At 65.0% G+C, this 23,806-nt stretch carries 18 protein-coding genes and 1 pseudogene; 9 read left to right on the forward strand and 10 right to left on the reverse strand.

All coding sequences use genetic code 11. The annotated features are described in order from the left end of the window. The first annotated feature begins 172 nt into the window (after positions 1–172). Both EET03_RS33275 and EET03_RS33280 read left to right on the forward strand, forming a co-directional pair. Complete coding sequence (locus EET03_RS33275) at positions 173–427, forward strand: FAD-dependent oxidoreductase (protein ID WP_482805335.1); 255 nt, start codon at positions 173–175, stop codon at positions 425–427. A 426-nt stretch (positions 428–853) separates the two neighbouring features. After that, positions 854–1,060, forward strand: a pseudogene (locus EET03_RS33280) (NAD(P)/FAD-dependent oxidoreductase); the annotation flags it as partial. 13 nt (positions 1,061–1,073) lie between these two features. Here EET03_RS33280 and EET03_RS14040 read toward each other — a convergent pair. The 3 genes from EET03_RS14040 to EET03_RS14050 form a co-directional block, all read right to left on the reverse strand. Next, positions 1,074–1,676 (reverse strand): YbhB/YbcL family Raf kinase inhibitor-like protein, encoded by a 603-nt coding sequence (locus EET03_RS14040; protein ID WP_075544702.1) that lies wholly within the window; start codon positions 1,674–1,676, stop codon positions 1,074–1,076. A 93-nt stretch (positions 1,677–1,769) separates the two neighbouring features. Next, positions 1,770–2,216, reverse strand: coding sequence for an SRPBCC family protein (locus EET03_RS14045; RefSeq protein WP_075544703.1), 447 nt, complete (start codon positions 2,214–2,216; stop codon positions 1,770–1,772). Between the two features lie 72 nt (positions 2,217–2,288). Further along, the gene (locus EET03_RS14050) at positions 2,289–3,293 is read right to left on the reverse strand and encodes a synaptic vesicle VAT-1 family membrane protein (protein ID WP_063471532.1); all 1,005 of its coding nucleotides are present in this window, start codon (positions 3,291–3,293) and stop codon (positions 2,289–2,291) included. Positions 3,294–3,457: 164 nt separating this feature from the next. Here EET03_RS14050 and EET03_RS14055 point away from each other — a divergent pair, with 164 nt between their 5' ends. Beyond that, complete coding sequence (locus EET03_RS14055) at positions 3,458–4,177, forward strand: MBL fold metallo-hydrolase (protein WP_075544704.1); 720 nt, start codon at positions 3,458–3,460, stop codon at positions 4,175–4,177. 180 nt (positions 4,178–4,357) lie between these two features. Beyond that, on the forward strand, positions 4,358–6,658 hold the full coding sequence (gene aceA / locus EET03_RS14060; protein ID WP_075544705.1) for an isocitrate lyase ICL2: 2,301 nt from the start codon (positions 4,358–4,360) through the stop codon (positions 6,656–6,658). 79 nt (positions 6,659–6,737) lie between these two features. Here the strand turns inward: aceA and EET03_RS14065 are convergent, their stop codons facing one another. Next, a complete protein-coding gene (locus tag EET03_RS14065) occupies positions 6,738–11,627 on the reverse strand; it encodes a PPE family protein (protein ID WP_099193540.1) in 4,890 nt (1,629 codons plus the stop codon). 671 nt (positions 11,628–12,298) lie between these two features. Between EET03_RS14065 and EET03_RS30255 the strand changes: the two genes are divergently transcribed. Together EET03_RS30255 and EET03_RS14075 are read left to right on the forward strand one after the other, a co-directional pair. Next, positions 12,299–12,676, forward strand: a complete 378-nt coding sequence (locus EET03_RS30255) for a hypothetical protein (RefSeq protein WP_063471536.1) — start codon at positions 12,299–12,301, stop codon at positions 12,674–12,676. Positions 12,677–12,785: 109 nt separating this feature from the next. Continuing rightward, complete coding sequence (locus EET03_RS14075) at positions 12,786–13,967, forward strand: LLM class flavin-dependent oxidoreductase (RefSeq protein ID WP_099193541.1); 1,182 nt, start codon at positions 12,786–12,788, stop codon at positions 13,965–13,967. 15 nt (positions 13,968–13,982) lie between these two features. On the opposite strand, the gene EET03_RS14080 is transcribed toward EET03_RS14075, so the two are convergent. Next, the gene (locus EET03_RS14080) at positions 13,983–14,450 is read right to left on the reverse strand and encodes an SRPBCC family protein (RefSeq protein WP_075544709.1); all 468 of its coding nucleotides are present in this window, start codon (positions 14,448–14,450) and stop codon (positions 13,983–13,985) included. Between the two features lie 193 nt (positions 14,451–14,643). Here EET03_RS14080 and EET03_RS14085 point away from each other — a divergent pair, with 193 nt between their 5' ends. The 3 genes from EET03_RS14085 to lipD all read left to right on the forward strand — a co-directional run bounded on the left by EET03_RS14085 (position 14,644) and on the right by lipD (position 18,127). Then, positions 14,644–15,396, forward strand: coding sequence for a lysophospholipid acyltransferase family protein (locus tag EET03_RS14085; protein ID WP_244232357.1), 753 nt, complete (start codon positions 14,644–14,646; stop codon positions 15,394–15,396). A 213-nt stretch (positions 15,397–15,609) separates the two neighbouring features. Beyond that, a complete protein-coding gene (locus EET03_RS14090; RefSeq protein WP_075544715.1) occupies positions 15,610–16,779 on the forward strand; it encodes a serine hydrolase domain-containing protein in 1,170 nt (389 codons plus the stop codon). 76 nt (positions 16,780–16,855) lie between these two features. Then, positions 16,856–18,127, forward strand: coding sequence for a lipase LipD (gene lipD / locus EET03_RS14095; RefSeq protein WP_063471539.1), 1,272 nt, complete (start codon positions 16,856–16,858; stop codon positions 18,125–18,127). Between the two features lie 7 nt (positions 18,128–18,134). Here the strand turns inward: lipD and EET03_RS14100 are convergent, their stop codons facing one another. The 5 genes from EET03_RS14100 to EET03_RS14120 all read right to left on the reverse strand — a co-directional run bounded on the left by EET03_RS14100 (position 18,135) and on the right by EET03_RS14120 (position 23,628). Beyond that, the gene (locus EET03_RS14100) at positions 18,135–20,447 is read right to left on the reverse strand and encodes a hypothetical protein (protein ID WP_075544711.1); all 2,313 of its coding nucleotides are present in this window, start codon (positions 20,445–20,447) and stop codon (positions 18,135–18,137) included. Between the two features lie 3 nt (positions 20,448–20,450). Continuing rightward, entirely contained in the window at positions 20,451–20,810 is a 360-nt protein-coding gene (locus EET03_RS14105) for a hypothetical protein (RefSeq protein WP_075544712.1), read from the reverse strand. 97 nt (positions 20,811–20,907) lie between these two features. Then, on the reverse strand, positions 20,908–21,822 hold the full coding sequence (locus EET03_RS14110; RefSeq protein ID WP_075544713.1) for an aminoglycoside phosphotransferase family protein: 915 nt from the start codon (positions 21,820–21,822) through the stop codon (positions 20,908–20,910). Beyond that, the gene (locus tag EET03_RS14115; RefSeq protein WP_075544714.1) at positions 21,812–23,221 is read right to left on the reverse strand and encodes a TIGR00366 family protein; all 1,410 of its coding nucleotides are present in this window, start codon (positions 23,219–23,221) and stop codon (positions 21,812–21,814) included. The genes EET03_RS14110 and EET03_RS14115 overlap by 11 nt, the downstream gene beginning before the upstream one ends. A gap of 23 nt (positions 23,222–23,244) precedes the next feature. Further along, positions 23,245–23,628: a hypothetical protein gene (locus tag EET03_RS14120; protein ID WP_063471544.1), complete on the reverse strand. Its 384-nt coding sequence runs from the start codon at positions 23,626–23,628 to the stop codon at positions 23,245–23,247. Positions 23,629–23,806 lie beyond the last annotated feature (178 nt).

Below are 23,806 nucleotides of genomic sequence, written 5' to 3' on the forward strand. Positions count from 1 at the left end.
ATACAGTTCGGTCAGGAGGGCATCGAGGTCTGTCTTCATAACTGTCCATCGGTGCCCTCCAACCACATCCTTCACAAGCCGACACGCCGAGAGTGCAACCACTGCGGCGCCGCTCGGCGTGTCGCCGCCGCCAGTACACACTCGGCGCAGCCGATGCACACTCCGCGCGCAGTTGGGAATTACTCATCTAGAGGGCGGCATCGGCGCCCTCACCGAACACCTACTCGAGCTCTTCCTCTCCCATGGCGGCGAGATCCGGTTCCGCGCAAAGGTCGACCAGATCCAGGTCGACCACGGCGCAGTCACCGGTGTGCGATTGCGTGACGGGTCGACCATCAGCGCGCCGATCGTGGTGTCCAACCTAGCGCCGGACATGACCCTCACCGAGCTGGTGGCGCCCGAACACGTTCCGGCCGAACTCGTCTAGCGCTTGTCCGGCCGCGATCACCGCGCCTCCTTCGTGCAACTGCACTTCGCTCTCGACGGGCTGCCCGAATTCGCCCCGCCGTATGAGTTGTTGAACGAGGCCGGCATGCAGCAGTCGGTCGGCATCTTCGGCTCGCCCGAAGAGCAACAGCTGCAATGGGAAATGTGCCGCCGCGGCGCCGTGCCGGACAATCCGTCGATGGGGCTGCAGATACCGTCGGTGCACGACTCCGGTCTTGCGCCGCCCGGTAAGCACGCCGCAAGCGCGTTCGCCTACGGCTTCCCTGTCGAAGCCTGCCGCAACCAACACGGCCACCTCAAAAATGTGATGGCTCGACGTGTTATCGACAAGATCAGCCGCTTCGCCCCGAACTTCAAAGACATCGTGATCCGCCAGATCATCTTCGCGCCGCACCACATGCAATCGATGTTCGGCGCCCCCGCCGGCGATTTCTGCCACGGGCTGCTGCACCCCGATTTGATTGGCCCTAACCGGCCGGGAACCAAAGGATTTCGCGACTTCCCGATTCCGATCGAGGGTCTGTATCTCGGCAGTGCCGGATGCCATGGCGGTCCCGGCATCACCTTCATTCCCGGTTACAACGCCGCCTATCAGGCACTGGACGACCGGTAGCCGACGGGATCGGTCAGCCTCCGAACGTTCCGGTGAGTTGGGCCTGCGCCGTGGTGGCTCGCGTTATCGCCTCAGCCGCCCGCAACCCAACCAATCCCGGGGGAAGTTGCAGCGTGGCCGGAAGCTGATACAGGGTGAAGCGGTAGTGGTGCGTCCCGGTGCCCGGCGGCGGGCAGGGCCCGCTGTATGCGGCCTGGCCACCCGAGTTCGGCAGGCTGGTGCCTCCGGCAGGAGTCTGACCATCCGCGGAGCTGCCGGCTCCGGGAGGGATTCCGATCACGATCCAGTGGACGTAGTTTCCCCCGACCGCGTCCGGATCATCGACAACCAACGCTGCCCCCAACGGCGCGGACCAGCTCAGCGGCGGCGCGATGTTGGCCCCTTTGCAGGTGTATTGCACCGGGATGGGAGCGCCGTCGGCAAACGCGGGACTGCTGATCGTCAATGGCCCGCCGGCGGGTGCCGCCTTCGTCATGCCGGCCGTCAGCAGGGCCGGCGCCGACGAAGGCATTCGGGGGCTGCCGTCGCCGCCGCGGCCAACCAATGCCAGCACCAGAGCCAGCCCCGTGAAAACCGGGGCAATCGACTTAAGTATGTGCGCCGCTACGAGTTTCATATGGACAGTGTCGCGCGCAGCGACTGCGGAATAAAGCGGTTTCACCCGCCGGATGCCGCCGATCGGCGATCAACCGTGCGCCTCCGCCGCGCCTTAGCCGGCGCGCCCCTTAACCGCTAACACCCGGTCACGAAGGCCTCGGGTAGCAGTGTCCATCACCCCTTTGGCGCCTCGTCGGACGAGGAACCCCGGCAACGGCACCAGCAGGTCCACGGTGAGATCGAACCGAACCCTGGTGGAATCGCCGTCCGGGGTCAGCGTGTAGCGGCCCTGCTGCGCGCGTTGCTGTTTGGCGCTGACCAAGGTCCAGCTCACGCCGTCGTCGTGAACCGAGTAGTTCAGCACTTGCTCGTCGCCGACGCCGACGATCTTGACCTCTTGCCGAGACTTGGTCGGACGGCCTTGATCGTCGCGCTCCAGGATTTCGACGTTTCGATGAATCGAGGACCACTGCGGCAACGATTCGAGGTCGAACAATACGTCCAGGATTTCCTTGGGCGTCGCCTCGATGACGAGCTCGCGGGACTCAGTGACGGCCATGGGAGGAAACATAGCCAACTCCGCGCCGGCTAAAACGACAATCAACAGAGCTGCCATCCGGCATTCCAGTACTCAGGGGACCAGGACAACCTTGCCGATGTTCTCCCGTGCCGCCAGAATCCGGTGCGCTGCCGGCGCTTCCGCGAACGGCACAGCCGCATGAACGATCGGCCGGGCCGTACCCTCGTCAAGAGCCTCGCGTAGCGGCGTGATCCAAGGTTCGAGGGTGCCACGGTCATCCCACAACCGCAGCATATTGAGACCGATCACGGTTTTCGAGTCCTCGAGTTGTTTCATCAAATTGAAGCCGCGCAGCATCGACAACGCGTGCGGAGCCACCCGGCGCAGTGAGCGCTTCTCGCCTTGCTGCATGTTCGAAATCCCGTATCCGACCAGCCTTCCCCCGGGGCGCAGCAGATCGTAGGACCGCCGCAGCGAGGTGCCGCCGAGTGCATCGAGCACGAGGTCGTAGGGGCCTAGGCCCTTCCACCAGCCGTCGCGGCGGTAGTCGATGGCACGATCCACGCCCAACTCGGCCAGCTTCTGGTGCTTTCCCGGCGAGGCGGTGCCGTGCACTTCGGCGCCGGCAGCCTTGGCGAATTGAATCGCCGCGATGCCCACTCCGCCCGCGGCCGCATGAACCAACACCCGCTCGCCGGCACGCAACGACCCGTAACCGTGCAGTGCCGCCCATGCGGTCGCGTAGTTCACCGGAACCGCGGCGCCCTGCTCGAAGCTCAACGCCTCGGGAAGCACCACCGAATCGGTCGCGGCCACGTTGACTATTTCGGCGTAGCCGCCGAATCGTGTTCCGGCCAGGACACGTTCGCCGACCCGGCTTTGGTCGACACCTTCGCCGACGGCCTCGACCGTCCCGGCGACCTCGTAGCCCACCACCGCCGGAAGTTTCGGTGCATCCGGGTACAGGCCGACCCGGGCGAGGTGGTCGGCGAAGTTCACACCGGCGGCGCGAACGGCAATCCGCAGCTGGCCCGGACCCGGTGGCGGCGGGTCCGGGCGTTGCTGCACCTGCAGCACCGACGGGTCACCATGTTTGGTGATAACGACTGCACGCATTGTGTTCCTCCGAATCGGCTCGTCGAACCGCAGCACCCGGCCCTGCCGCAACCGCGCAAGCGGGGAGTCCCCTGTGATTGAACACGCCGGCAATCCGTTTGTCGCCCGGTACCAAGCCGGAATGGCTGGGACGACGCCGGGCTTCGCGGCCTATCCTGCTAGCTGTGCACTACCGCTGGGAGCAGCTGACCGCAAGCGTGTATCGCTGCCGGCTGCCGTTTTGCGACGTCACGGTCGGCCTGGTGGTGGGCCGCGGCACGGCGCTGCTGATCGACGCCGGCACCACGCTGGCTGAAGCGGCCAGGATCCAGGCCGACGTCAGCCAGATCGCCCATTGCCGGGTAACACATATTGTCTTGACACACAAGCACTTTGACCACGTGCTGGGATCAGCGGGCTTCGCCGGCGCGCAGATATACGCCGCTCCCGAGGTTGTCGACTATCTGTGGTCGGCAACCGACCAGCTGCGCGCCCATGCACTGCAATACGGCGCCGACGCGGTGCAGATCGACCGCGCGATCGCCGCCTTGCGGCCGCCTCGGCGGGGTATCTACGACGCGGTAATCGATCTCGGCGGCCGCTCCGTCACGGTCACCCACCTGGGCACCGGACACACCACCGCGGACCTGGTGGTGGTGGTTCCGGGCGCGGCCGCCAGCGCCGAACCGGTCGTGGTCTTCACCGGCGACCTCGTCGAGGAGTCGGCCGATCCGCTGATCGACGCCGATTCCGATGTCGCGTCCTGGCCTGCGACGCTTGATCGGCTACTGGCACTCGGCGGACCCGACGCCATCTACGTCCCCGGCCACGGCAGCGTCGTGGACGCGGAGTTCGTCCGGCGTCAGCGGGACTGGTTGAACGAGCCGGCGCGCCCTTGGACGTAACTCCCCACACTGACCTCGCGCTTCCGGCGCTTCCGGGCGTGCCGGCCACCGGCCGCGCGGCCTCACCGCCGCGTCTCTGACCGGGTGGACAACCACCCGGTCAGCCGGTGAATTAACTGCCCAATCCAGGGATACACTCTCTGCGTCAGCGGAATCGGGCGCACAAAGGAGCGCAAGCCCATGGCTATCGCCGAAACGGACACTGCGGTCCGTACACCATTCGAGCAAGACTTCGACAAAGAGACAGCCGAGACGCAGCGATACTTCGACAGCGCCCGCTTCGCCGGCATCATCCGGCTCTACACTGCCCGGCAAGTCGTAGAACAGCGCGGCACAATCCCGGTCGACTACACCGTGGCTCGCACCGCGGCGGCAGCTTTCTACAAGCGCCTGCGCGAGCTTTTCACCGAACACAAGAGCATCACCACCTTCGGCCCCTACTCGCCGGGGCAGGCGGTGAGCATGAAGCGTATGGGTATCGAGGCGATCTACCTCGGCGGATGGGCAACGTCAGCCAAGGGTTCCACCACCGAAGATCCCGGTCCCGACCTGGCCAGCTATCCGCTGAGCCAGGTGCCCGACGACGCCGCCGTGCTGGTGCGCGCACTGCTGACCGCCGACCGCAACCAGGAGTATCTGCGGCTGAACATGACCGAACAGCAGCGCGCTGCGGCCCCGGTGTACGACTTCCGGCCGTTCATCATCGCCGACGCCGACACCGGTCACGGCGGTGATCCGCACGTGCGCAACCTGGTCCGCCGCTTCGTCGAGGTCGGCGTGCCGGGGTACCACATCGAGGACCAGCGCCCCGGCACCAAGAAGTGCGGTCACCAGGGCGGCAAGGTATTGGTGCCGTCGGACGAACAGATCAAGCGCCTCAACGCCGCCCGCTTCCAACTCGACGTCATGGGGGTGCCCGGCATCATCGTCGCGCGCACCGATGCCGAGGCGGCCAACCTGATCGACAGCCGAGCCGACGAGCGTGACCAGCCGTTCCTGCTCGGCGCCACCAACCTCAACATTCCCTCGTACAAAGCGTGCTTCCTGGCGATGCTGCGGCGCTTCTACGAGCTGGGCGTCAAAGAATTGAACGGCCACCTTCTCTACGCGCTCGCCGAGGGCGAGTACGCGACGGCCACCGCCTGGCTCGAGCGTCAAGGCATCATGGGCGTCATCACCGATGCCGTCAACACCTGGCGAGAAAACGGCATGACATCGATCGACGACCTCTTCGACCAGGTGGAGTCGCGGTTCGTGGCCGCCTGGGAGGACGACGCCGGGCTGATGACGTACGGCGAAGCCGTGGCCGACGTCCTCGCGTTCGGTGAGAGTGAAGGCGAATCCGTGGGCATGAGTCCCGAGGAATGGCGGGCGTTCGCCGGTCGCGCCTCGCTCTACGCGGCACGGACCAAGGCCAAGGAGTTGGGCGCCGACCCGGGGTGGGACTGCGAGCTGGCCAAGACCCCGGAGGGCTACTACCAGGTCCGCGGCGGCATTCCGTATGCGATTGCCAAATCGCTGGCGGCCGCACCGTTTGCCGACATCCTCTGGATGGAAACCAAGACCGCCGATCTGGCCGATGCCCGCCAATTCGCCGAGGCGATCCATGCCGAGTATCCCGACCAAATGCTGGCCTACAACCTTTCGCCGTCGTTCAACTGGGACACCACCGGTATGACCGACGAGGAGATGAAGCAGTTCCCCGTTGAGCTCGGCAAGATGGGCTTCGTCTTCAACTTCATCACCTACGGCGGACACCAAATCGACGGCGTCGCGGCCGAGGAGTTCGCCACCTCACTGCAGCAGGACGGCATGCTTGCGCTGGCCCGCCTGCAGCGCAAGATGCGCCTGGTCGAGTCGCCCTACCGGACGCCGCAGACCCTGGTCGGCGGGCCGCGCAGCGACGCGGCACTGGCCGCCTCGTCTGGGCGCACCGCGACCACCAAGGCGATGGGCAAGGGCTCCACCCAGCACCAGCATCTGGTGCAGACCGAGGTGCCCAAGAAGCTCTTGGAGGAATGGCTTGCACTGTGGAGCGAGCACTACCAGCTCGGTGAGAAGCTGCGGGTGCAATTGCGGCCCCGCCGCGCCGGCTCGGACGTGCTCGAACTCGGGATCTACGGCAACGACGACGAGCCGCTGGCCAACGTCGTCTTCGACCCCATCAAGGACCGGCACGGCCGCAGCATCCTCACGGTGCGCGATCAAAACACCTTCGCGCAGAAGCTGCGGCAGAAGCGGCTGATGACGTTGATCCACCTCTGGCTGGTCCACCGGTTCAAGGCCGACGCCGTCTACTACGTCACGCCGACCGAGGACAACCAGTATCAGACCTCAAAGATGAAGTCGCACGGCATCTTCAGCGAGGTCAATCAAGACGTCGGCGAGATCATCGTCGCCGAGGTGAACAAGCCGCGCATCGAAGAGCTGCTGGTGCCCGACCGCGTGGCGCTGCGGAAGTTGATCACCAAGGAAGGGTAGGAGGTGGGGCAGGCGGCCTGACCACGCGACACCTCCGTCAGGCGGCGTGGCCCCCTACCTGTGCGGTTGCGGCCCAGCACTACGTGCGGAAGAAGCCCGCGAGCTGCTCGCCGATGTTCTTGAGCCCGGAGTCGAACGCCGCCGCGAGGTGCCCGACCGTGCTGGTGTTGTAGTAGCCCGAGATGGTGTTCCCCAAGTTGGCGAACCCTGACGCCAATTGACCGTAGTTTTGGTAGCCGGAAAGTCCTCCGGGCAGCAGGTTCGGCACCTGGTTCCAGAAGCCCGAAACTCCTGCTCCGACATTGCCGTAACCCGAAGTGCTCCCCGTCCCGCTGTTGAAGAATCCCGACGACGGGTTGGTGGTGAGGTTTCCAATCCCTGGAGTCCCCGCGATGTTGATGGGGATATCCACCGGCCCCAAGCCGCCGTTGAGTTCGGTGTTCAGCGGGAATCCGCCAATGCTGAAGCCGGGGATGGTGAAGGCGCTCGTGCTGCCACTCAGCGGAACGTTCAGACCGAACGGATCGATGGTGAAGCCGGGGATGGTGACCGGGTCGGTGGTGCCGCTCAACGGGAGGTTTAAGCCGAACCGGGCAATTTCGAAGCCCGGGATGGTAACCGCGTTGGTGGTACCGGACAAGGGGATATCTAGCTCGAATTTGCCGATTTCGAAGCCGGGGATGGTGAACGTGCTGGTGCTGCCGGCCAGCGGAATGTTCAAACCGAACGGATCGATGGTGAAGCCGGGGATAGTAACCGCGCTGGTGTTACCGCTCAACGGCACGTTCAGACCGAAAGGCTGGATCGTGAAGCCACCGATGCTCGACGCCGTGGTGTTGCCGGCCAGTGGGATGCTCAATGTAAACGTGCTGAGCGGGATAGGTCCGATGAAGCCGGTGATGATGCCGGCGACGTCCAGCGGAAGCCTGTTGAGGACGATTGCTACCGGTATGGCTATGCCGATGCCCACGCTGATTGCCGGAATAGGGACGCCGGGGACGGTCACCGGGCCGATTCCCCCACTTGCGTTCAGCGTCAGCGGAATTACGGGAAACGGGATGCCGGGCACAGTAATGGCGCCGATCTCAGCTATTGCGTTGAGGTTCACCGGGATTGGCGGAACCGTAATGCTGGGCACCTTGATCGGTCCCGCGCTGCCATCTTCGATGAATCGCAACGGAATTGCGGGAATCTTGATGTCGGGCACCGTAACGGGGCCAATCTCGCCAATCGCGTTGAGCTCCAGCGGAATGGCCGGAATCCTGATATCGGGAACGGTAACGGGGCCAATCTCGCCGATCGCGTTGAAGTCCAGCGGAATGGCCGGAATCCTGATATCGGGAACCGTAATGGGACCAATCCCGCCGAGCACGTCAAGGTCCATTGGGATAGCCGGAATCGTGAGGATGCCCGAGTATCCGATCAGGCCCTGGAAATCACCCCGCCACAGCAGGCCGTTGCTGAAGCTCCCTGAAATCAACGCACCGGTGTCGACGTCGCCCGTGTTTCCCCAGCCGGTATTGAAGTCACCTCGATTCAGGTAACCCGTGTTGGTGTCGCCCGGGTTGAGATCGCCCGTGTTGAAATCTCCCGTGTTGAAATTACCCGTGTTGTGGTTGCCGGTGTTGGCGATGCCGGTGTTGACACTCCCAGCGTTGAAGAAGCCGGTGTTGGCAGCGCCCGCGTTGCCTAGTCCGGTGTTGTAGTCGCCGGAGTTCCCGATGCCGAAGTTTCCGTTGCCGGAATTGAAGAAGCCGATGTTGCCGTTGCCCGAGTTGCCGAAACCGACGTTCGCCGTGCCCGAGTTCAAGGCGCCGAACCCGACCTGGTTGTCACCGGTTAGCCCGATACCGACGTTTCCATTGCCGGTGTTGCCGAAACCGATGTTGCTGTTCCCGAGGTTTGCGAGCCCGATGTTGGTGCTGCCGATGTTCCCGAAGCCGATGTTCCGCAGGGCCTGCGTGAACCCTGGACCGGTATTCGCGAAGCCGACGTTGCCGCTGCCGATGTTGCCGAATCCGACGTTGTCCATGCCGATGTTTCCGAAACCCAAACTTGCGTTTCCGACATTCCCGTCGCCGAGGTTGTAGCTGCCGACGTTTGCGCTGCCCAGATTGTGGTCACCAAGGTTGGCGCTGCCCAGATTGAGGCCACCTTGGTTGGCGAAGCCGAAGTTGAGGGTGGTGGCGCCCGCCGTGGCGCCACGGAACAAGCCGGCCAAGTGGTCGCCGACATTAGCTACACCGGAGTTCAGAGCCGGCGTCGCCAGGTTCAGGGTACTGGTGTTGTAGAGGCCTGAGACCGTGTTGCCGAAGTTTGCCACTCCCGATGCCAGCGGCCCCACGTTGAAGTAGCCCGAGTTCCCCAGGCTCCCACCGATGTTCCAGAAGCCCGAGCCGCCCGATCCGGCGTTGCCGAATCCTGATGTACCACCCGCGCCGCTGTTGAAGAAGCCAGATGACGCACTGGTGGAGTTTCCGAAACCCGGTGTGCCCCCGAAGCTGATCGGAATGTTGATCGGGCCGACCCCGCCGGACAGGTCCAGGCCCAGCGGAGTTGCGGGGATGGTAATGGACGGAGTGGTGAACGGACCGATATCGCCACCGACATTGACACCCAAAGGAATCTCCGGAAGCGTGTAACCAGCCGGGAACATGGTGAACGGACCAATATCACCACCAACATTGATATCCAACGGGATTCCGGGCAGCGTGTAACCAGCCGGGAACATGGTGAACGGACCAATATCACCACCAACATTGATATCCAACGGGATTCCGGGCAGCGTATATCCAGCCGGGAACATGGTGAACGGACCAATATCACCACCAACATTGATATCCAACGGGATTCCGGGCAGCGTATATCCAGCCGGGAACACGGTGAACGGACCAATACCACCACCAACATTGATACCCAAGGGTATCGACGGAATGGTGTAGCCGTTCGGGAAGAAGGACGCGGGACCGATGCCCCCGCTGACGGTGATCGGTCCTACCGACAAGGTAACGCTGCCCGGGCCTATGCTACCTACGGTGGGAGTTACGCCGAGCAGGCCAATCCCAAGCGGGGACGCCGGGATACCGATGACGTACTGCGCCGGGCCCGGGCTGCTCAGCGAGAACCCAATCTGGTTGAGGGTGACTTGCGGGATAGTGATTGGGCCGACCACAGCACCGGGCGTGTTGATACCCACACCAATTAGGGGAATCCTGATCGGCGGCACCGTAATCGGGCCCACCACGGCACCGGAACTATCGATACCCACACCAATTAGGGGAATCCTGATCGGCGGCACCGTAATCGGACCGGCCACGGCGCCGGAACTACTGACGCTCAAGCCGATCTCGGGAATCCTGATCGGCGGCACCGTAATCGGGCCCACCACGGCACCGGAACTATCGATACCCAGACCAATCGATGGAATAGTAATCGGCGGCACCGTAATCGGGCCCACCACGGCACCGGAACTATCGATACCCAGTCCGATCTGGGGCACCTCGATAGACGGAACGGTGATTGGTCCGAAATCGCCCAAGCCATCGAGGTCCAGGCCGATGCGGGGGATCGTCAGGGTGCCCGAGTAGCCGATCAGACCTTGGTAATCGCCTCTCCACAAAAAGCCGTTGCTGAAGTTGCCCGAGATGAACGCGCCGGTGTTGACGTTGCCCGTGTTGCCCACGCCGGTGTTGACGTTGCCGGGGTTGAAGTATCCGGTGTTGGCGTTGCCCGGGTTGAAGGCGCCGGTGTTGAAGCTGCCGACGTTGAAGCTGCCTGTGTTGTAGTTGCCGGTGTTTGCGACGCCGGTGTTGGCGATACCGGCATTGAAAAATCCGGTGTTGGCTTCGCCCGAATTACCGACGCCGGTGTTATAGCTATTGCCTGAGTTTACGATGCCAAAGTTACCGGTGCCCGAGTTTCCGATCCCGATGTTTCCGGTGCCCGAGTTGAACAAGCCGACATTCCCGGCGCCTGAGTTCATCCCACCGAAACCGGTCAGGCTGTTACCGGTCAACCCGATGCCGATATTGCCGTTGCCGGTGTTGCCGAAGCCGATGTTGCCGTCACCCGTGTTTCCGAAGCCGATGTTGTGGCTGCCGGTGTTGCCGAAACCAAAATTGCTTAGGGCTGCCGTCAAACCGGGACCTATGTTCGCGAAGCCGACGTTATTGCTGCCGAGGTTTCCAAAGCCGAGGTTGTTGTTGCCGATATTTCCACTGCCGAGATTTAAGCTGCCGACATTTCCGCTGCCAACGTTGTAGCTGCCGAGGTTTGCGGCACCGAGGTTGAAAGCGCCCCGGTTCGCACTGCCCACGTTGCCGAAACCGGCGTTTGCAAAGCCCACGCCGAAGTTGCTCATCACGCTCGGGAAGCTGGAGACGGCTGCCTTGGCGGCGGCCACCACGGCCGCCGGTGCGGCGGCCACCGCGGCCGGCAGCTGCACCAGAGCTCCCAGAGCCCGGTTGAACGGAGCTAGCGCCGACGCGATTCCCGAAGCGCCGGCATGGTAGGCGGACATCGCAGACACGTCGAGAGCCCACATCTCCTCATAGGCAGCCTCCGTCGCCGCGATGATGTGAGCGTTTTGCCCGAATAAGTTGGAAATCACCAGCGACAGCAATTGATTCCGGTTGGCCGCTACCAGCGCAGGCTGCACCATCGCCGACCGAACGCCGTCAAACTCGGCCGCCATGGCGCCCGCTCGTATGGCGGTCTGTTGAGCCTGCACCGCAGCTGCGGAAAGCCAGCCAGTGTACGGCGCCGCCGCCGCCGCCATCGCCGCCGACGCCGGTCCCTGCCACGATCCAGCGACCAGCCCAGCCGTCACCGACTGGAAAGAGGCCGCAGCAGAGACCAACTCCTCAGCTAACTCGTCCCAGGCCGCCGCAGCCGCCAGCATCGGTTCGGACCCCGCACCGGCAAAGATCAGAGCCGAGTTGATTTCCGGGGGCAAGACTGTGAAATTCATGACTTCAACCTTTCTCGGCCGGCAGCCGCCCGGAGCTACTCAGGCCAGCCGGCGGGAGCCGCGTGTTGCGCACAAACTACGCTGGATGGCAAATCGCCGGACGAGATTCATCAATACGATATAGAACCGTTATACAACCGTGATTACAATTCGTTGTCAATGCCAATTTTCTTTACATCGGCCGTCGTTGTCGATGCTTAGGCGGTCAATGTAAAAGGGCTGTAATTGAAGCGGGAATACCATTTGCCGACCACTAAGTTGAGTTAGCCCGCCGCATTGCGCCATGCCTGCCACTGACCATCGACGCAACGCATAAGTCGGCCGCTGAACACAATAATTCGAAACGAATAACGTGTTGCCAGTAAACGCCGGAAGCAATCTCGGGCGCGGTGGGGTAAGTCGGTCAAAGTGAGCTCGTCACAGCAATGGTCACGATCCAGCGGACCTACTGCCACTTGTCCGGAAACACTGCGCGACGGGGCGGGTCCACTCGTCGCAACCCAGTCGGGGAGCGCATCGGATTTGATCACGCCGACGAGCGGGCGGCTGCGGCCTCCGCGGTTGTCATCAGCTTCCCATGGGACCGAGCCGCCGTTTGCGCCAGCGCTTCTCGGGGTATTAGGCGCATGCGCCTGAAATGCGCATGCGCCTGAAATGAAAGTGGGGTTCTGATGAGAACTGAAGCCAGGACAGCGTTCGCGGTTTTGGGCGGGGGAGCCATGCTGGTCATGGCCGTGGCCTGCGGCGGCGGCAACAAAGGGCCGAGCAGCAGCACGACCCCGTCGACAACGACATCGACGACAACAACGACGGCCCCGTCCAGCGTGCCGCCGTCCGAAACGTCACCGGCACCGGGTGGTCCGTCCGGTAGTGGCGGTCCCACCGGCAGCGGCGGACCGGGCGGCGGCGGCGGCAGCATCCCGGGCGGACCCACCGGCGGCGGCGGACCGGGCGGCGGCGGCGGCACCATTCCGGGCGTTGGCGGAGGCGGCGGCGGACCGGGCGGCGGTGGCGGCTGCGTCGGCAACATCTGCGGCGGCTACCCCTGATCGCGCGGTCGTTGACTCCTGTGATGGCCTAAGACCGGCCTAAGACCGGCCTAAGCCTGGTCGGCAGCGGTTAAGGTTCGCCTCAGGCCGATCGCAAGGGAGCATCGACATGGCCAAGCTCAAGTTCGGATATTTCATCGCCCCGTTCCACCGCGCGGGTACCAATCCCACGCTGGCCTTGCAACGCGACTTGGAGTTCGTCGAACATCTCGACGCTCTCGGCTTCGATGAAGCCTGGATCGGCGAACATCACTCGGCGGGCACCGAGATCATCAGCTCGCCAGAAATCTTCATTGCCGCCGCTGCCGAACGCACTAAACGGATCCGGCTCGGTACCGGGGTCATCTCGCTCGCCTATCACAACCCGCTGTGGGTCGCCGACCGGTTGATGCTGCTGGATCACCTCACCCATGGCCGGGTGATCGGCGGGGTGGGACCGGGTTCGCTGCCGACGGATTCGACCATGATCGGGTTGACGCCGACCGACACGCGGGAGCTTCTGGAAACCAATCTCGACATCGTCGTCCGGCTGCTGGCGGGCGAGACCGTGACCGCCAAAACCGCCACGCACCAACTCTTTGACGCCAAGTTGCAGCTCGCCCCGTATTCCGAGGGCGGCATCCCGCTGGCGGTCGCCGCGGTCGCGTCGCCGACCGGCGCGCGGTTGGCCGGCAAGCACGGCATCGGGCTGTTGTCCATCGGTGCGACGCTGACCATCGAGGGTTTCAACGCGCTGTCCTATCACTGGGGCATCGTCGAGGAACGCGCCGCAGCCTTCGGCACCCGGGTCGACCGCAAGAACTGGACCCTGGTGGGTCCCTTCCACCTCGCCGAGACCGACGAACAGGCCCGTGCCGACGTGAAATTCGGTATCGAGCCCTGGTTCCGCTATTTCCAGAAGATCGCCGCCTTCCCGCAGATGACGATGTCGGGAGGCCGGCTCGACGAAATGATCGACATGATCAACGAGAACGGAGCCGGCGTGATCGGCACGCCCGAGCGGGCGCGGGCGCAGGTGCAGCGGCTGTGGGAGCAGTCCGGCGGATTCGGCTGCATGCTGCAAATGGGCCATGAGTGGGCCAACCCGGCAGCGACCAGACGCTCCGCCGAACTGTTCGCGGCCGAAGTGATGCCGCATTTCCAGGGACAGGCGCAACCGACCCTCGACGCCGCCGCGCGGGCCGGCGAAGTGCGCGAAAACCTTGCCCGCACACAGCTACAGGCGATCGAGCACATGACCAAGAAGTACCAGGACGAGGTCGGTTCGACCGGGCGTCCTGAAAGTCGTTGAGCCGGGCCGGAAACGCTAGGGTGCGGTGCCAGACTCGCGTTCGGCCGCCTTCACCAGCCGACCCGCGAAGAACTTGACCGCTCCGCCCAGCGCCGCCCGCATCGCCGGTCCGGTTCCGCGGACACTCTCGGTAAACGAGCCGCTCCAGCGGATATCGGTGCCGCCCGACGCATTCGGCGTGAGGACGACCTCCGCGTGGTAGTCCTTGGCCGGTGTCCGGGGCGCGATCAGCCGGTAGGCGTGACGGCGATCCTGCTCGTATTCGACGGTCTCCTCCTGCACCAGCACCGGCCACATGCCGACCTTGCGGACGGCTCCGATGCCGCCGGGCGCCGGATCACCTTGGCGTGCCCAACTCGATTGCAGGACGATGGGTTTGGCCCACGACGACCATCGACCACCGTCGGTCACGAGCCGGAACAGCGTCGCGGCCGGCGCGCTACTGGACTTGGTGACTTCGAAGGAGAACTTCCGTCCCGGCATATCCGACTCCCACCCCGACGACTGACCTGGCTGACGGGTACCCTACCGCGACACCGCCTGCGGGCAGTCGCAGGGCAGCGAAAACAATGCCGCGGCGGCGGCGCCGGGGCATACTCACGGTGTGCCGAACGCCGAAACTGTCTCCGTTCCAGCCGCGCTGTCCCAAGCTGACGTCGACGCGGCGCTACGACTGATGAAGCCGCTGCGAATACTGATCAAGCCCAAGGTCTATGGCATCGAGAATGTGCCGACCGAACGGGCGTTGCTGGTGGGTAACCACAACACGCTCGGCTTGGTCGACGCGCCGTTGCTGGCCGCCGAGCTCTGGGAGCGCGGCAGATTGGTCCGATCCCTCGGCGACCACGCCCACTTCAAGGTTCCGGGGTGGCGCGACATGCTGACGCGGATGGGAGTCGTCGAAGGCACCCGCGAGACTGCCTCGGAACTGATGCGCCGCGGCGAACTGGTCATGGTGTTTCCCGGCGGCGCCCGTGAGGTCAACAAGCGCAAGAACGAGCAGTACAAGTTGGTCTGGAAAAACCGACTCGGGTTCGCGCGCTTGGCAATTCAGCACGGGTATCCGATCGTGCCGTTCGCTTCGGTGGGAGCCGAGCACGGCATCGATATCGTGCTCGACACCGATTCCCCCCTGCTGGCGCCGAGCCAGTTCCTGGCTGCCAAGCTGCTCGGCACGCCCGACGGCCCACCGCTGGTTCGCGGCGTGGGGCTGACCCCGGTACCGCGACCCGAGCGGCAGTACTACTGGTTCGGCGAGCCGATCGACACCACCGAGTTCGCGGGACACGAAGCCGACGACAACGCCGCCCGTAAGGTGCGCGAGCGTGCGGCCGCCGCGATCGAGGAGGGCATCGAACTGATGCTCGCCGAGCGCGAAGCCGACCCGAACCGATCCCTGGTGGGCCGGCTCTTCCGTTCAGACGCTTGAAAGCCCAAGCAGCCGAACTGCTTTCGATGGCCCAAGGCACAGCGGAGTCGCTCGTCGCAGGCGTGCTGCCGGGGCGGCGCCGCAGTACCCGGTGCGGCCGGGCGAATGACAGCGACGATCCGACGACGGCCGGTCGGACGCGGCGAGTCCGTGACGGCGATGACGAAGGGGATGTGGCGACAGTGGTCCGACTTGACGAACAATCCCGCTGAGATGTCGCTGTCCCCGTCGCACCCCGCGATTCCGGTCGAGCCCGCCCACAGGCGGGCAGGTCGCGCCGGCAAGCGACACGGGTGGGGGCTACTGTTGGCGGTCGCGTTGCTGCTCGGCGGGTGCGCCGGCCAGCACACCGCCGTCAGCTCCTCGACCACCACCACCGCGGCCAGCGCCGACTCCGCCGTCAAGGTCCGCAGCCAGGCCGTGTTGGACGGCGCCGTCGGCGCCGAGGAGCCGGGTTGCTCGGCTGCGGTGGGCGTGGAGGGGAAAGTGGTCTGGACGGGAGTTCGGGGTATCGCGGACCTGGCCGCCGGCACCAAGATCACCGCCGACACCGTTTTCGACATCGGGTCAGTGTCCAAGCAGTTCACCGCTACCGCGATCCTGTTGCTGGTCAATGCGGGACGGCTGGCCCTGGGCGACCCGCTGGCCCAGTACGTTCCCGATCTGCCGGACTGGGCCGCCACCGTGACGGTGGCCGAACTGATGCACCAGACCAGCGGCATACCCGACTACATCGGACTGCTCGAAGAACAGGGATATCAATCAACCGACCGGACCACCCAGGCTCAAGCGCTGCAAGCGTTGGCAGCGGCGCCGGAGCTGGGGTTTCGCCCGGGCGCCCATTTCGAATACTCCAACTCCAACTACCTGCTGCTGGGTGAGATAGTCCGACGGGTGTCGGGCAGACCGCTGCCGGAATTCCTGAGCACCGAGGTCTTCCAACCGCTCGGGCTGGCCATGGTGGTCGATCCTTTCGGCAAGATTCCCGACAAGGCCGTGTCGTATGACAAGGGCGACACCGGTTCCCAGTTCCGGGTGCTGGACTCGCCGTGGGAGCAGATCGGCGACGGGGCCATCCAGACCACGCCCAGCCAACTTGTGCGATGGGCGGACAACTACCGAACCGGCACGGTGGGTGGCCCCAAACTGCTCGACGAGCAGCTGGCCGGGGCGGTGGAAACCGAGCCCGCCGGCGGCGACCGCTACGGCGCAGGCATCTTCTCGCGCGCCGACGGCACGCTCGAACACAGCGGCAGCTGGGCGGGGTTCGTCACCGAGTTCCGCGTCAGCAGCGACCGGCGGACCTCGGTGGCCGTCAGCTGCAACACCGAAAAGCAGGACCCGGAAACCATGGCCGACGCACTGGGGCGCCTCTGGATGTAGCTTCGGGTCGATCGTTATCACAACCCGATAAGTCATTCCCATGCGCCGCGCGCGCGGTAGGCATAATCATTCAGTTATGGCGAAACCGTCCGTCTTGACCACCGACAATGGCCTGCCGTCCGGCGTGCAGGGTGCCTGCGATTCCCGTTTCGCCGGACTCATCCGAGCGTTCAAGGCGCTGTTTCCCGGCCGCATGTTCGGCGGCGGAGCGCTGGCGGTCTACATCGACGGTGTGCAGGTCGTGGACGTCTGGACCGGTTGGTCGGATCGGCGTGGCAAAGTGCCGTGGACGGCCGACACCGGGGCCATGGTGTTTTCCGCGACCAAGGGGTTGGCCGCGACGGTAATCCACCGGCTGGTCGACCGGGGACTGCTGTCCTACGACGTGCCGGTCGCCGAATACTGGCCGGAATTCGGAGCGAACGGCAAGTCCGAAGTCACGGTCAGCGACGTGCTGCGGCATCGGGCCGGGTTGTCACACCTCAAAGGGGTGGGCAAGAAGGAAGTGCTGGACCACCTCCTGATGGAGGAGAAGCTGGCCGCGGCGCCGCTGGACCACACGCACAAGAAGATGGCCTATCACGCGGTGACCTACGGATGGCTGCTTTCCGGTCTGGCCCGGGCGGTTACCGGCAAGGGAATGCGGGAGCTGTTCCGTGAAGAGCTGGCGCTCCCGCTCAACATCGACGGTCTGCATCTGGGCCGTCCGCCGGCCGATTCGCCCACCACGGCGGCGCAGACGCTGTTACCGCAGGCGAACATCCCGACGCCGGTGATCGACTTCGTCGCGCCGAAGGTCGCCGGGCTGTCGTTCTCCGGGCTGCTCGGTTCGATCTATTTCCCGGGAATCATGTCGATGCTGCAGGGCGATATGCCGTTTCTCGACGGCGAGCTTCCTGCTGTCAATGGCGTGGTCACCGCGCGTGGGCTGGCCAAGGTGTACGGGGCGATCGCCAACGACGGCGTCATCGATGGGACCCGACTGTTGTCCTCCGAGTTGGTCAGCGAACTGCGGGGAAAGCCCAATCTGGCACCGGATCTGAACCTGGGGATTCCGTTCACCTACCACCACGGCTATCAATCGTCGCCGGTCCCGGGATTGCTGCCCGGATACGGCCACATCGGTCTGGGCGGAACTCTTGGCTGGGCCGACCCGGACACCGGCAGCTCGTTCGGCTACGTGCACAACCGCCTGCTGACGCTGATGTTGTTCGATGTCGGATCGTTCGCCGGGCTGGCGCCACTGCTGAGCAGCGCCATCTCGGCCGCGCGTCGCGCCGGGCCGCTCGAGGTGCCCCATCTTGGTGCGCCCTACCGGGAGGCCGACGAGCAAGAGCCCGCGTCCTAGCGGCTCGTCAGCCGATGACCGGGTGCGGGGCCGGGACCTCGACCACGCCGAAGTTCGTCGCCCAGGCCGTGCGGTAGTCGCTCCATGTCGGTGTCAGGCGGCCGCGGTTGACGCATCGCGGCTCGTAGTGCACACACCGTTCGGCCGAGGCCACATGCGCCTCTTCGTCGACAACGGTCACCGATAGCAGCATCTCGACGGGCTTGCCGGCCTGCACGGTCAGCAACAGGGTGGTCCCGGTGATCCGGTAGTGCGCGATCGCGCCGCCGCCCAGGTCTACTTGACCGCTGGCCGCTCCGAGCGCGGTGCCGTCGAGTTGCCACTTCGCCTCCAGCCCCGGGCCGAAACCGGTTGCGATGGCGTCGAATCGGCCCTGCGCACGCATCGGCCGCACCACGGTTCCGACGAATGTACCGATGCGCCGATCGATGAGCGGCAGCGCGCGAATGGCGTCCTTCACCGGGTCGGCACTCCTGAGCGCCGGGGGAGCCGGAACCACGGCATCGAGCGCCGCACGCAGCTGGTCGCATGGATCACGTTGCGTCCCAACCGTGCTGACACGCAATGCCGGCGAGGGCGCGAATACCGCCGCGCCCGGCTTGGCCACCTCGCCGAAGGTGCCGGAAACACTTGGCGGACAGGTGAATCCGCCGACAATCTGTACCGAAGCGAGCGCTTTCTCCCAGGTGATATAGCGGAAGCGGATGTGGTCGGGGGTCACGTCCACGGCCTGAACAGCCGCCCACCTGCCTTCGTTGGTGCGCACGCCGTAGATCCGCAGCGATTCCTTGAACGGGTTGCCGAACAGCAGCCCGAAGGGGTCGATGGTCGCCAGGTCGGCGAGGGGAATCGGGTTGGGCGCGTCATAGGCGTAGCCGTAGACGGCCGCGCGGTACAAGCCGTCAAAGGACAGGGAATCGCGCAGGCCGGTTCGGGCCCAGCGGGCACCGCACACCGCCCGCACCGTCCGATCGAACGGGCCGCCGAGCACGGTGAGGTCGCCGCTGGGCATGTCGCGCGCGCCGACCCGGCCGCTGTCGAGATCGAACGCCGAACCGTTGAGTACGACGACGGTGCCGGCGGCACGAACGGGAGCGGTGTCGATGGGCCGGATCCGGCAGCCGATCTGCACGTCGTCGATGCGGGCGTCGCTGAAGACGATGTTGAAGCCCACCGCGGGGATGTTCACCGGGACCAGCAGCTGGTTCAGCGCGTCGGTGATGTGTGCGGCGACGCTGTTGATGGTGCCCTCGATCACCTCTTCGGCGATGTACATGATGAGCGGGACCAGCACCGCGCCGACGATCACATAGATGACAGAGGGCAGTAGCGCCCCGAGCAGTGCGCCGATCACCGCGCCCGCCACCCAGCAGTACCAGGGGATGTCGACGTCGACGTTCGGATCGTCGGCCTGCACGGCCACCACGAGCTGCCCGCCGGCGACGGCGATGGTGATCTTCGCCCCGACGGTGCCGGTGGCCGAATAACAGAAACCGGACTTGGTGATCTTGACCTGAACGTGCAACGCGCCGTCGTCTCCCGCGGTGACCGACAACGCGGTCAGATCCACCTCGTTGTCCTCATCGATGCGCACAGTGCGGGTCAGCCTGCAGTTGGTGAACGCGCCGCCCAGGTTCAGCGCGCTGTCAATCATCGGGCTGATGACCCGGCAGATCCAGGCCATCGACGCGACAATGCCCCCGTTGCCGCCCCCGGTGATGAAGCTCTGGGTGAAAGCCGACTTGTCGCCGGGGCTGCCGCCGCCGAACGTGACCAGGAACGCCGACGCGTCTTTGTCGGCCGGGGAAGTGTCGTCGACGATGTGCACGTCGGCGTTCTTCATTGCGGTGGTGGTGCTGCTGGCGTGGTCGACAGGGAAGGGCACCAGCGGTATGAGTTTGACGTTGTTCCGCAAGAAGGCGGCGAACAGTCCGTCGAGGCCGGGGATCGGGAACCCCGCCACCGCGATCTCGGTGAGCCACAGCTTCTGTTCGAGATCGATTCGCACCAGGTCGATTCCGTTGGTGCTGGTGTCAACGTCGACGCTGGCGACGATGCGCAACGCCCCGAGTGTGCCGGCGTCGCCGAGCAGCACATGGATGTCGACGACGTCGGTCGCGCCGGGCGGGAGACCACCGGGCCGGTCGAAGGAGACCGTCACCGAAAAAGGCGTGGCCGGGTCGAGATGGATACCGAGGCCCCCCAGGATGGTGCCCAGCAGAAAGCCGCCGGTGTCGAAGACGACGCTCAGTAGCTGCTGATAGGCCTGTTCGGCGAATTCGACGACGAGGTCGTAGCCGTGCGTCTGTTCCCCCGACATCTCTTAACCCACCTTCGGCGAGCCGGTGAATCGGACATTGACGTTGGCCGTGATCACCTGCCCGTTCGGCAACTGGAATGCTCGGGGCCGGTGCAGGTCCGGGGCGTCGCCGGTCAGCGACGCCGCCTTGAGCCGCTGTTTGATGATCGGCGGGACGTCGATTTTCAGCGCCGTCAAGGTGGCCAGCGGGTCGGTGGCGAACTGCCGCGCGACCTCCGGTTTGGCCAGCGCCGTAAGGATGGTGCGCTCCGACCGGTGCAACTGCTCGAACTCGGCGCGCAGCCGCGGGCCGAGTCGGTCGATCACCGAGCCGAACGCACTGCTGTCGGGGCGGTTCGGTTGCAGCGATTCGTTCGATGTCATTGTTCAGGCCTATGCCAGCCGGCGGCGTTTGGCAAGGGGTAACAGTCAAAACTGTTGGCACACAACGTCGGGCAGCTCGTCGTACCGGCTGCCGCCGTTACCGGTCAGCGTCGTGGTCGGCGATGACACCGTTGATGGTGGCCCGGGCAACCGCGGCAGCGTGCGGGTCGTCGGCTTCGAGGTGGCTGCGCAGACTAACCAGGGCCTTCCACAGCGCCCACCCGCGGCCGCGGGCCCAGGTTGCGGCGTCGACGTCCAGCGCGCGGCGAAATATCGTTCTGCTGCCCGCGTCGAGGTGGGTCCAGGCCAGGACGGTGTCACACGCGGGGTCGCCCACACCGCAGAGCCCGAAGTCGATGACCGCGGTGAGGCGTCCGCGCTGCGTCAGCAGGTTGTCGGCGGCCACATCGCCGTGAAACCAGCACGGTTCGCCGGCGCGGGTGCTGCCGGTGGCGGCGGCCCATACCGCTTGCGCGCCGGCGACGTCGATTTCACCGCCGAGCTCATCGATGGCGGTGCCGGTTTCGTCGGCATACACCGATACGGGTGCGCCGCGAAAGAAGTTGTGCGGCCCGGGTTCTGGACCGTCGCGGGGATCGATGTGGTGCAGTGTGCGCAGGAAGTGGCCCAGCGCATACGCGATCGGGCCCCACTCGGTGACCGCGTCGGCCGCGGTGGTGCCGTCGAGCCAACGGTATACCGACCAGGGATAGGGATAGTGAAATGCGGGTCTGCCCATCGCGACGGGTTGAGGTATGGGTAGCGGCAGCCGCGGCGCCAGCCGCGGCAGCCAATGCTGTTCTTTGGCAACCTGATCCGCATACCAGTCTGCGGTGGGCAACCGGATCGACAGCTCGTCGCCGAGCCGGAAGGTGCGGTTGTCGACACCCTGGTGGGCCACAGGCGTGATGGCAAGTGACGACCAGTGCGGGAACTGACTGTCCACGAGTCGGCGCGCCAGCCGGGCGCTGATCTCGTCGGGCGGGAAGCCGGTTGTGTTGTCAGAGCACATAGGGCGCAATCAGCAGCGCAGCGCCGAATACCGCCGAACCGATCAGGAAGGCCACGATGGTAAACCCCATCACCTGGCGGGCATTGAGCTTCGCGATCGCCAGCAGCGGCAGCAGCCAAAACGGCTGGATCATGTTCGCGACCGCTTCGCCGACGGCGACGGACATCGAGATCAGCCCGAGGTAAGCGGGTGTGCGCTGACCGATGGCTAGTGCCGAGTCGACCGCGACGGGCCCCTGCACAGCCCAGTGCCCGCCGCCGGACGGGACGAACAGCGAGATGATGATCGAACCGACGAACGTCAAAAACGGCAGGGTGTATTGGTTGGCGCCGGTCACCAAGGCCGCCGCCAGCACCGTCTGCAGCGGTCTACCCGATCCGGCGGGGACATAACCCAGCAGACCGACGATCCCGCCGTACAGCGGGTACTGCAGCAGCAGCGGGCCGGACACCCTCGCCGCGCCCGAAAACGCCCGGATGAACCGAATCGGGGTGCGGTGCAGCAACGCACCGGTGACGGTGAACAGCATGACCAGCGACGAGATGTTCAACGCAAACCCGCTCAGCCAGAAGTAGGTGATCCCGGCGGCGAAGACGGCAACGTTGAGAATCCACAGGTTTTCCAGCCACTCGGCAAACGTCCGGCTGCCCGCGGGCGGGGCCGCGACGGACCCCTCGTCCTCGAAAACGGCCGGGTCGGGCTCGAGGGACAGGGCCGGTTCCATCCGCCGGATCGCAAGCCCGAGCAGCACCAGCACAACGATCACGGCCACCCAGCTGTAGGGCTGGAAAATCGTCAGCTTCAGCGGCACCACCATGCCGGTCAGCTTGTGTATCACGTTGATGGGACTGCCGACATCGGTGTTCGCCAACGCAATCGACGACGAGAGCCCCTGCGTCCAGACGATGAAACCCATGAACGCCGCGGCGACAAGATAACCGAAATGGGCGCCCGCAAGCCGTTTGGCAACCTGACGGGCGACCAGCGCCCCCGCGACCAGACCGAGCCCCCAGTTCAACAACGAAAGGACGGCGCTGACACCGAAACACAGCAGAGCCGCCCCAACCTGGTTCGTCGGCTTGCTCGCCACCGCGATGATGGCCCGCTTCAGAATCGGCGCCTCCGCGAGCGTATAACCCGTCACCAGGATCAGCACCATCTGGAAGGCAAAGGTGAAGATGTTCTGCGATCCCCACACGCCGCCATACCACGCCATGAGCACGCCGGCCGGCGTTGCGTCGTCGACCAGCAGCGCCACCAGCGCGACCACCAGGACGGTCAGGATGACCGCGAACAAATACGGATCCGGCATGAGACGTTCGACATACCGGACGCACAGCGCGGTAAGGGCCTGCATCAAACCGCGCCGCCCGGTCTGTCGGTCCCGTTTCGTCGTCATTGGGTCACCCTTGCCTAGACCCGCTAGACCAACTCGTCGACCACCAGCCACACCAAAGCGACGGCCAACAGCAGCAATCCGCCTATGACGGCTGCCTGCACAAATCCGGACTGACGGTGCAACCACGCACGCGCCTGTGTGAAGCGCCAGTCGGTCCACGCATAGGCGCGCGCGGCCCAATCGGCTTCGACCGCGAGCAGCCGAAACGCGACCAGCAGGGCCGGGATGCCCAGCTCCGGAAGCAGCACGATCAGCGGGATGGAGGCGATGAGCAACGCGCCGGCAAGCACGGCCAGGGATGCGCGCACCACCGTCGGCCGGGACCGGCCACGCTCGCGATATGCCAGCACGCGGCTCAGCGCCTCGTCGCGGGTGACGGCCCGGGCGCGCTGGTCGACTGGGTCCATGGCTACTCCTGGCTTACGCGATCGGCGAGCGGGTTCCGCACGGACTCTAATCCGAAGTTACTGCTGGTAAATAAGGGAAATGGGGTGCTGAGCTGGGTTTTGTGGCGACTCGGCAGGAAAAGTGTAGCCACTAATAGTAGCGTGTTGCTGCTGATGTGGAACGAATTCACGTTGTAGC

The organism is Mycobacterium innocens (assembly GCF_900566055.1).
GTDB lineage: Bacteria > Actinomycetota > Actinomycetes > Mycobacteriales > Mycobacteriaceae > Mycobacterium > Mycobacterium innocens.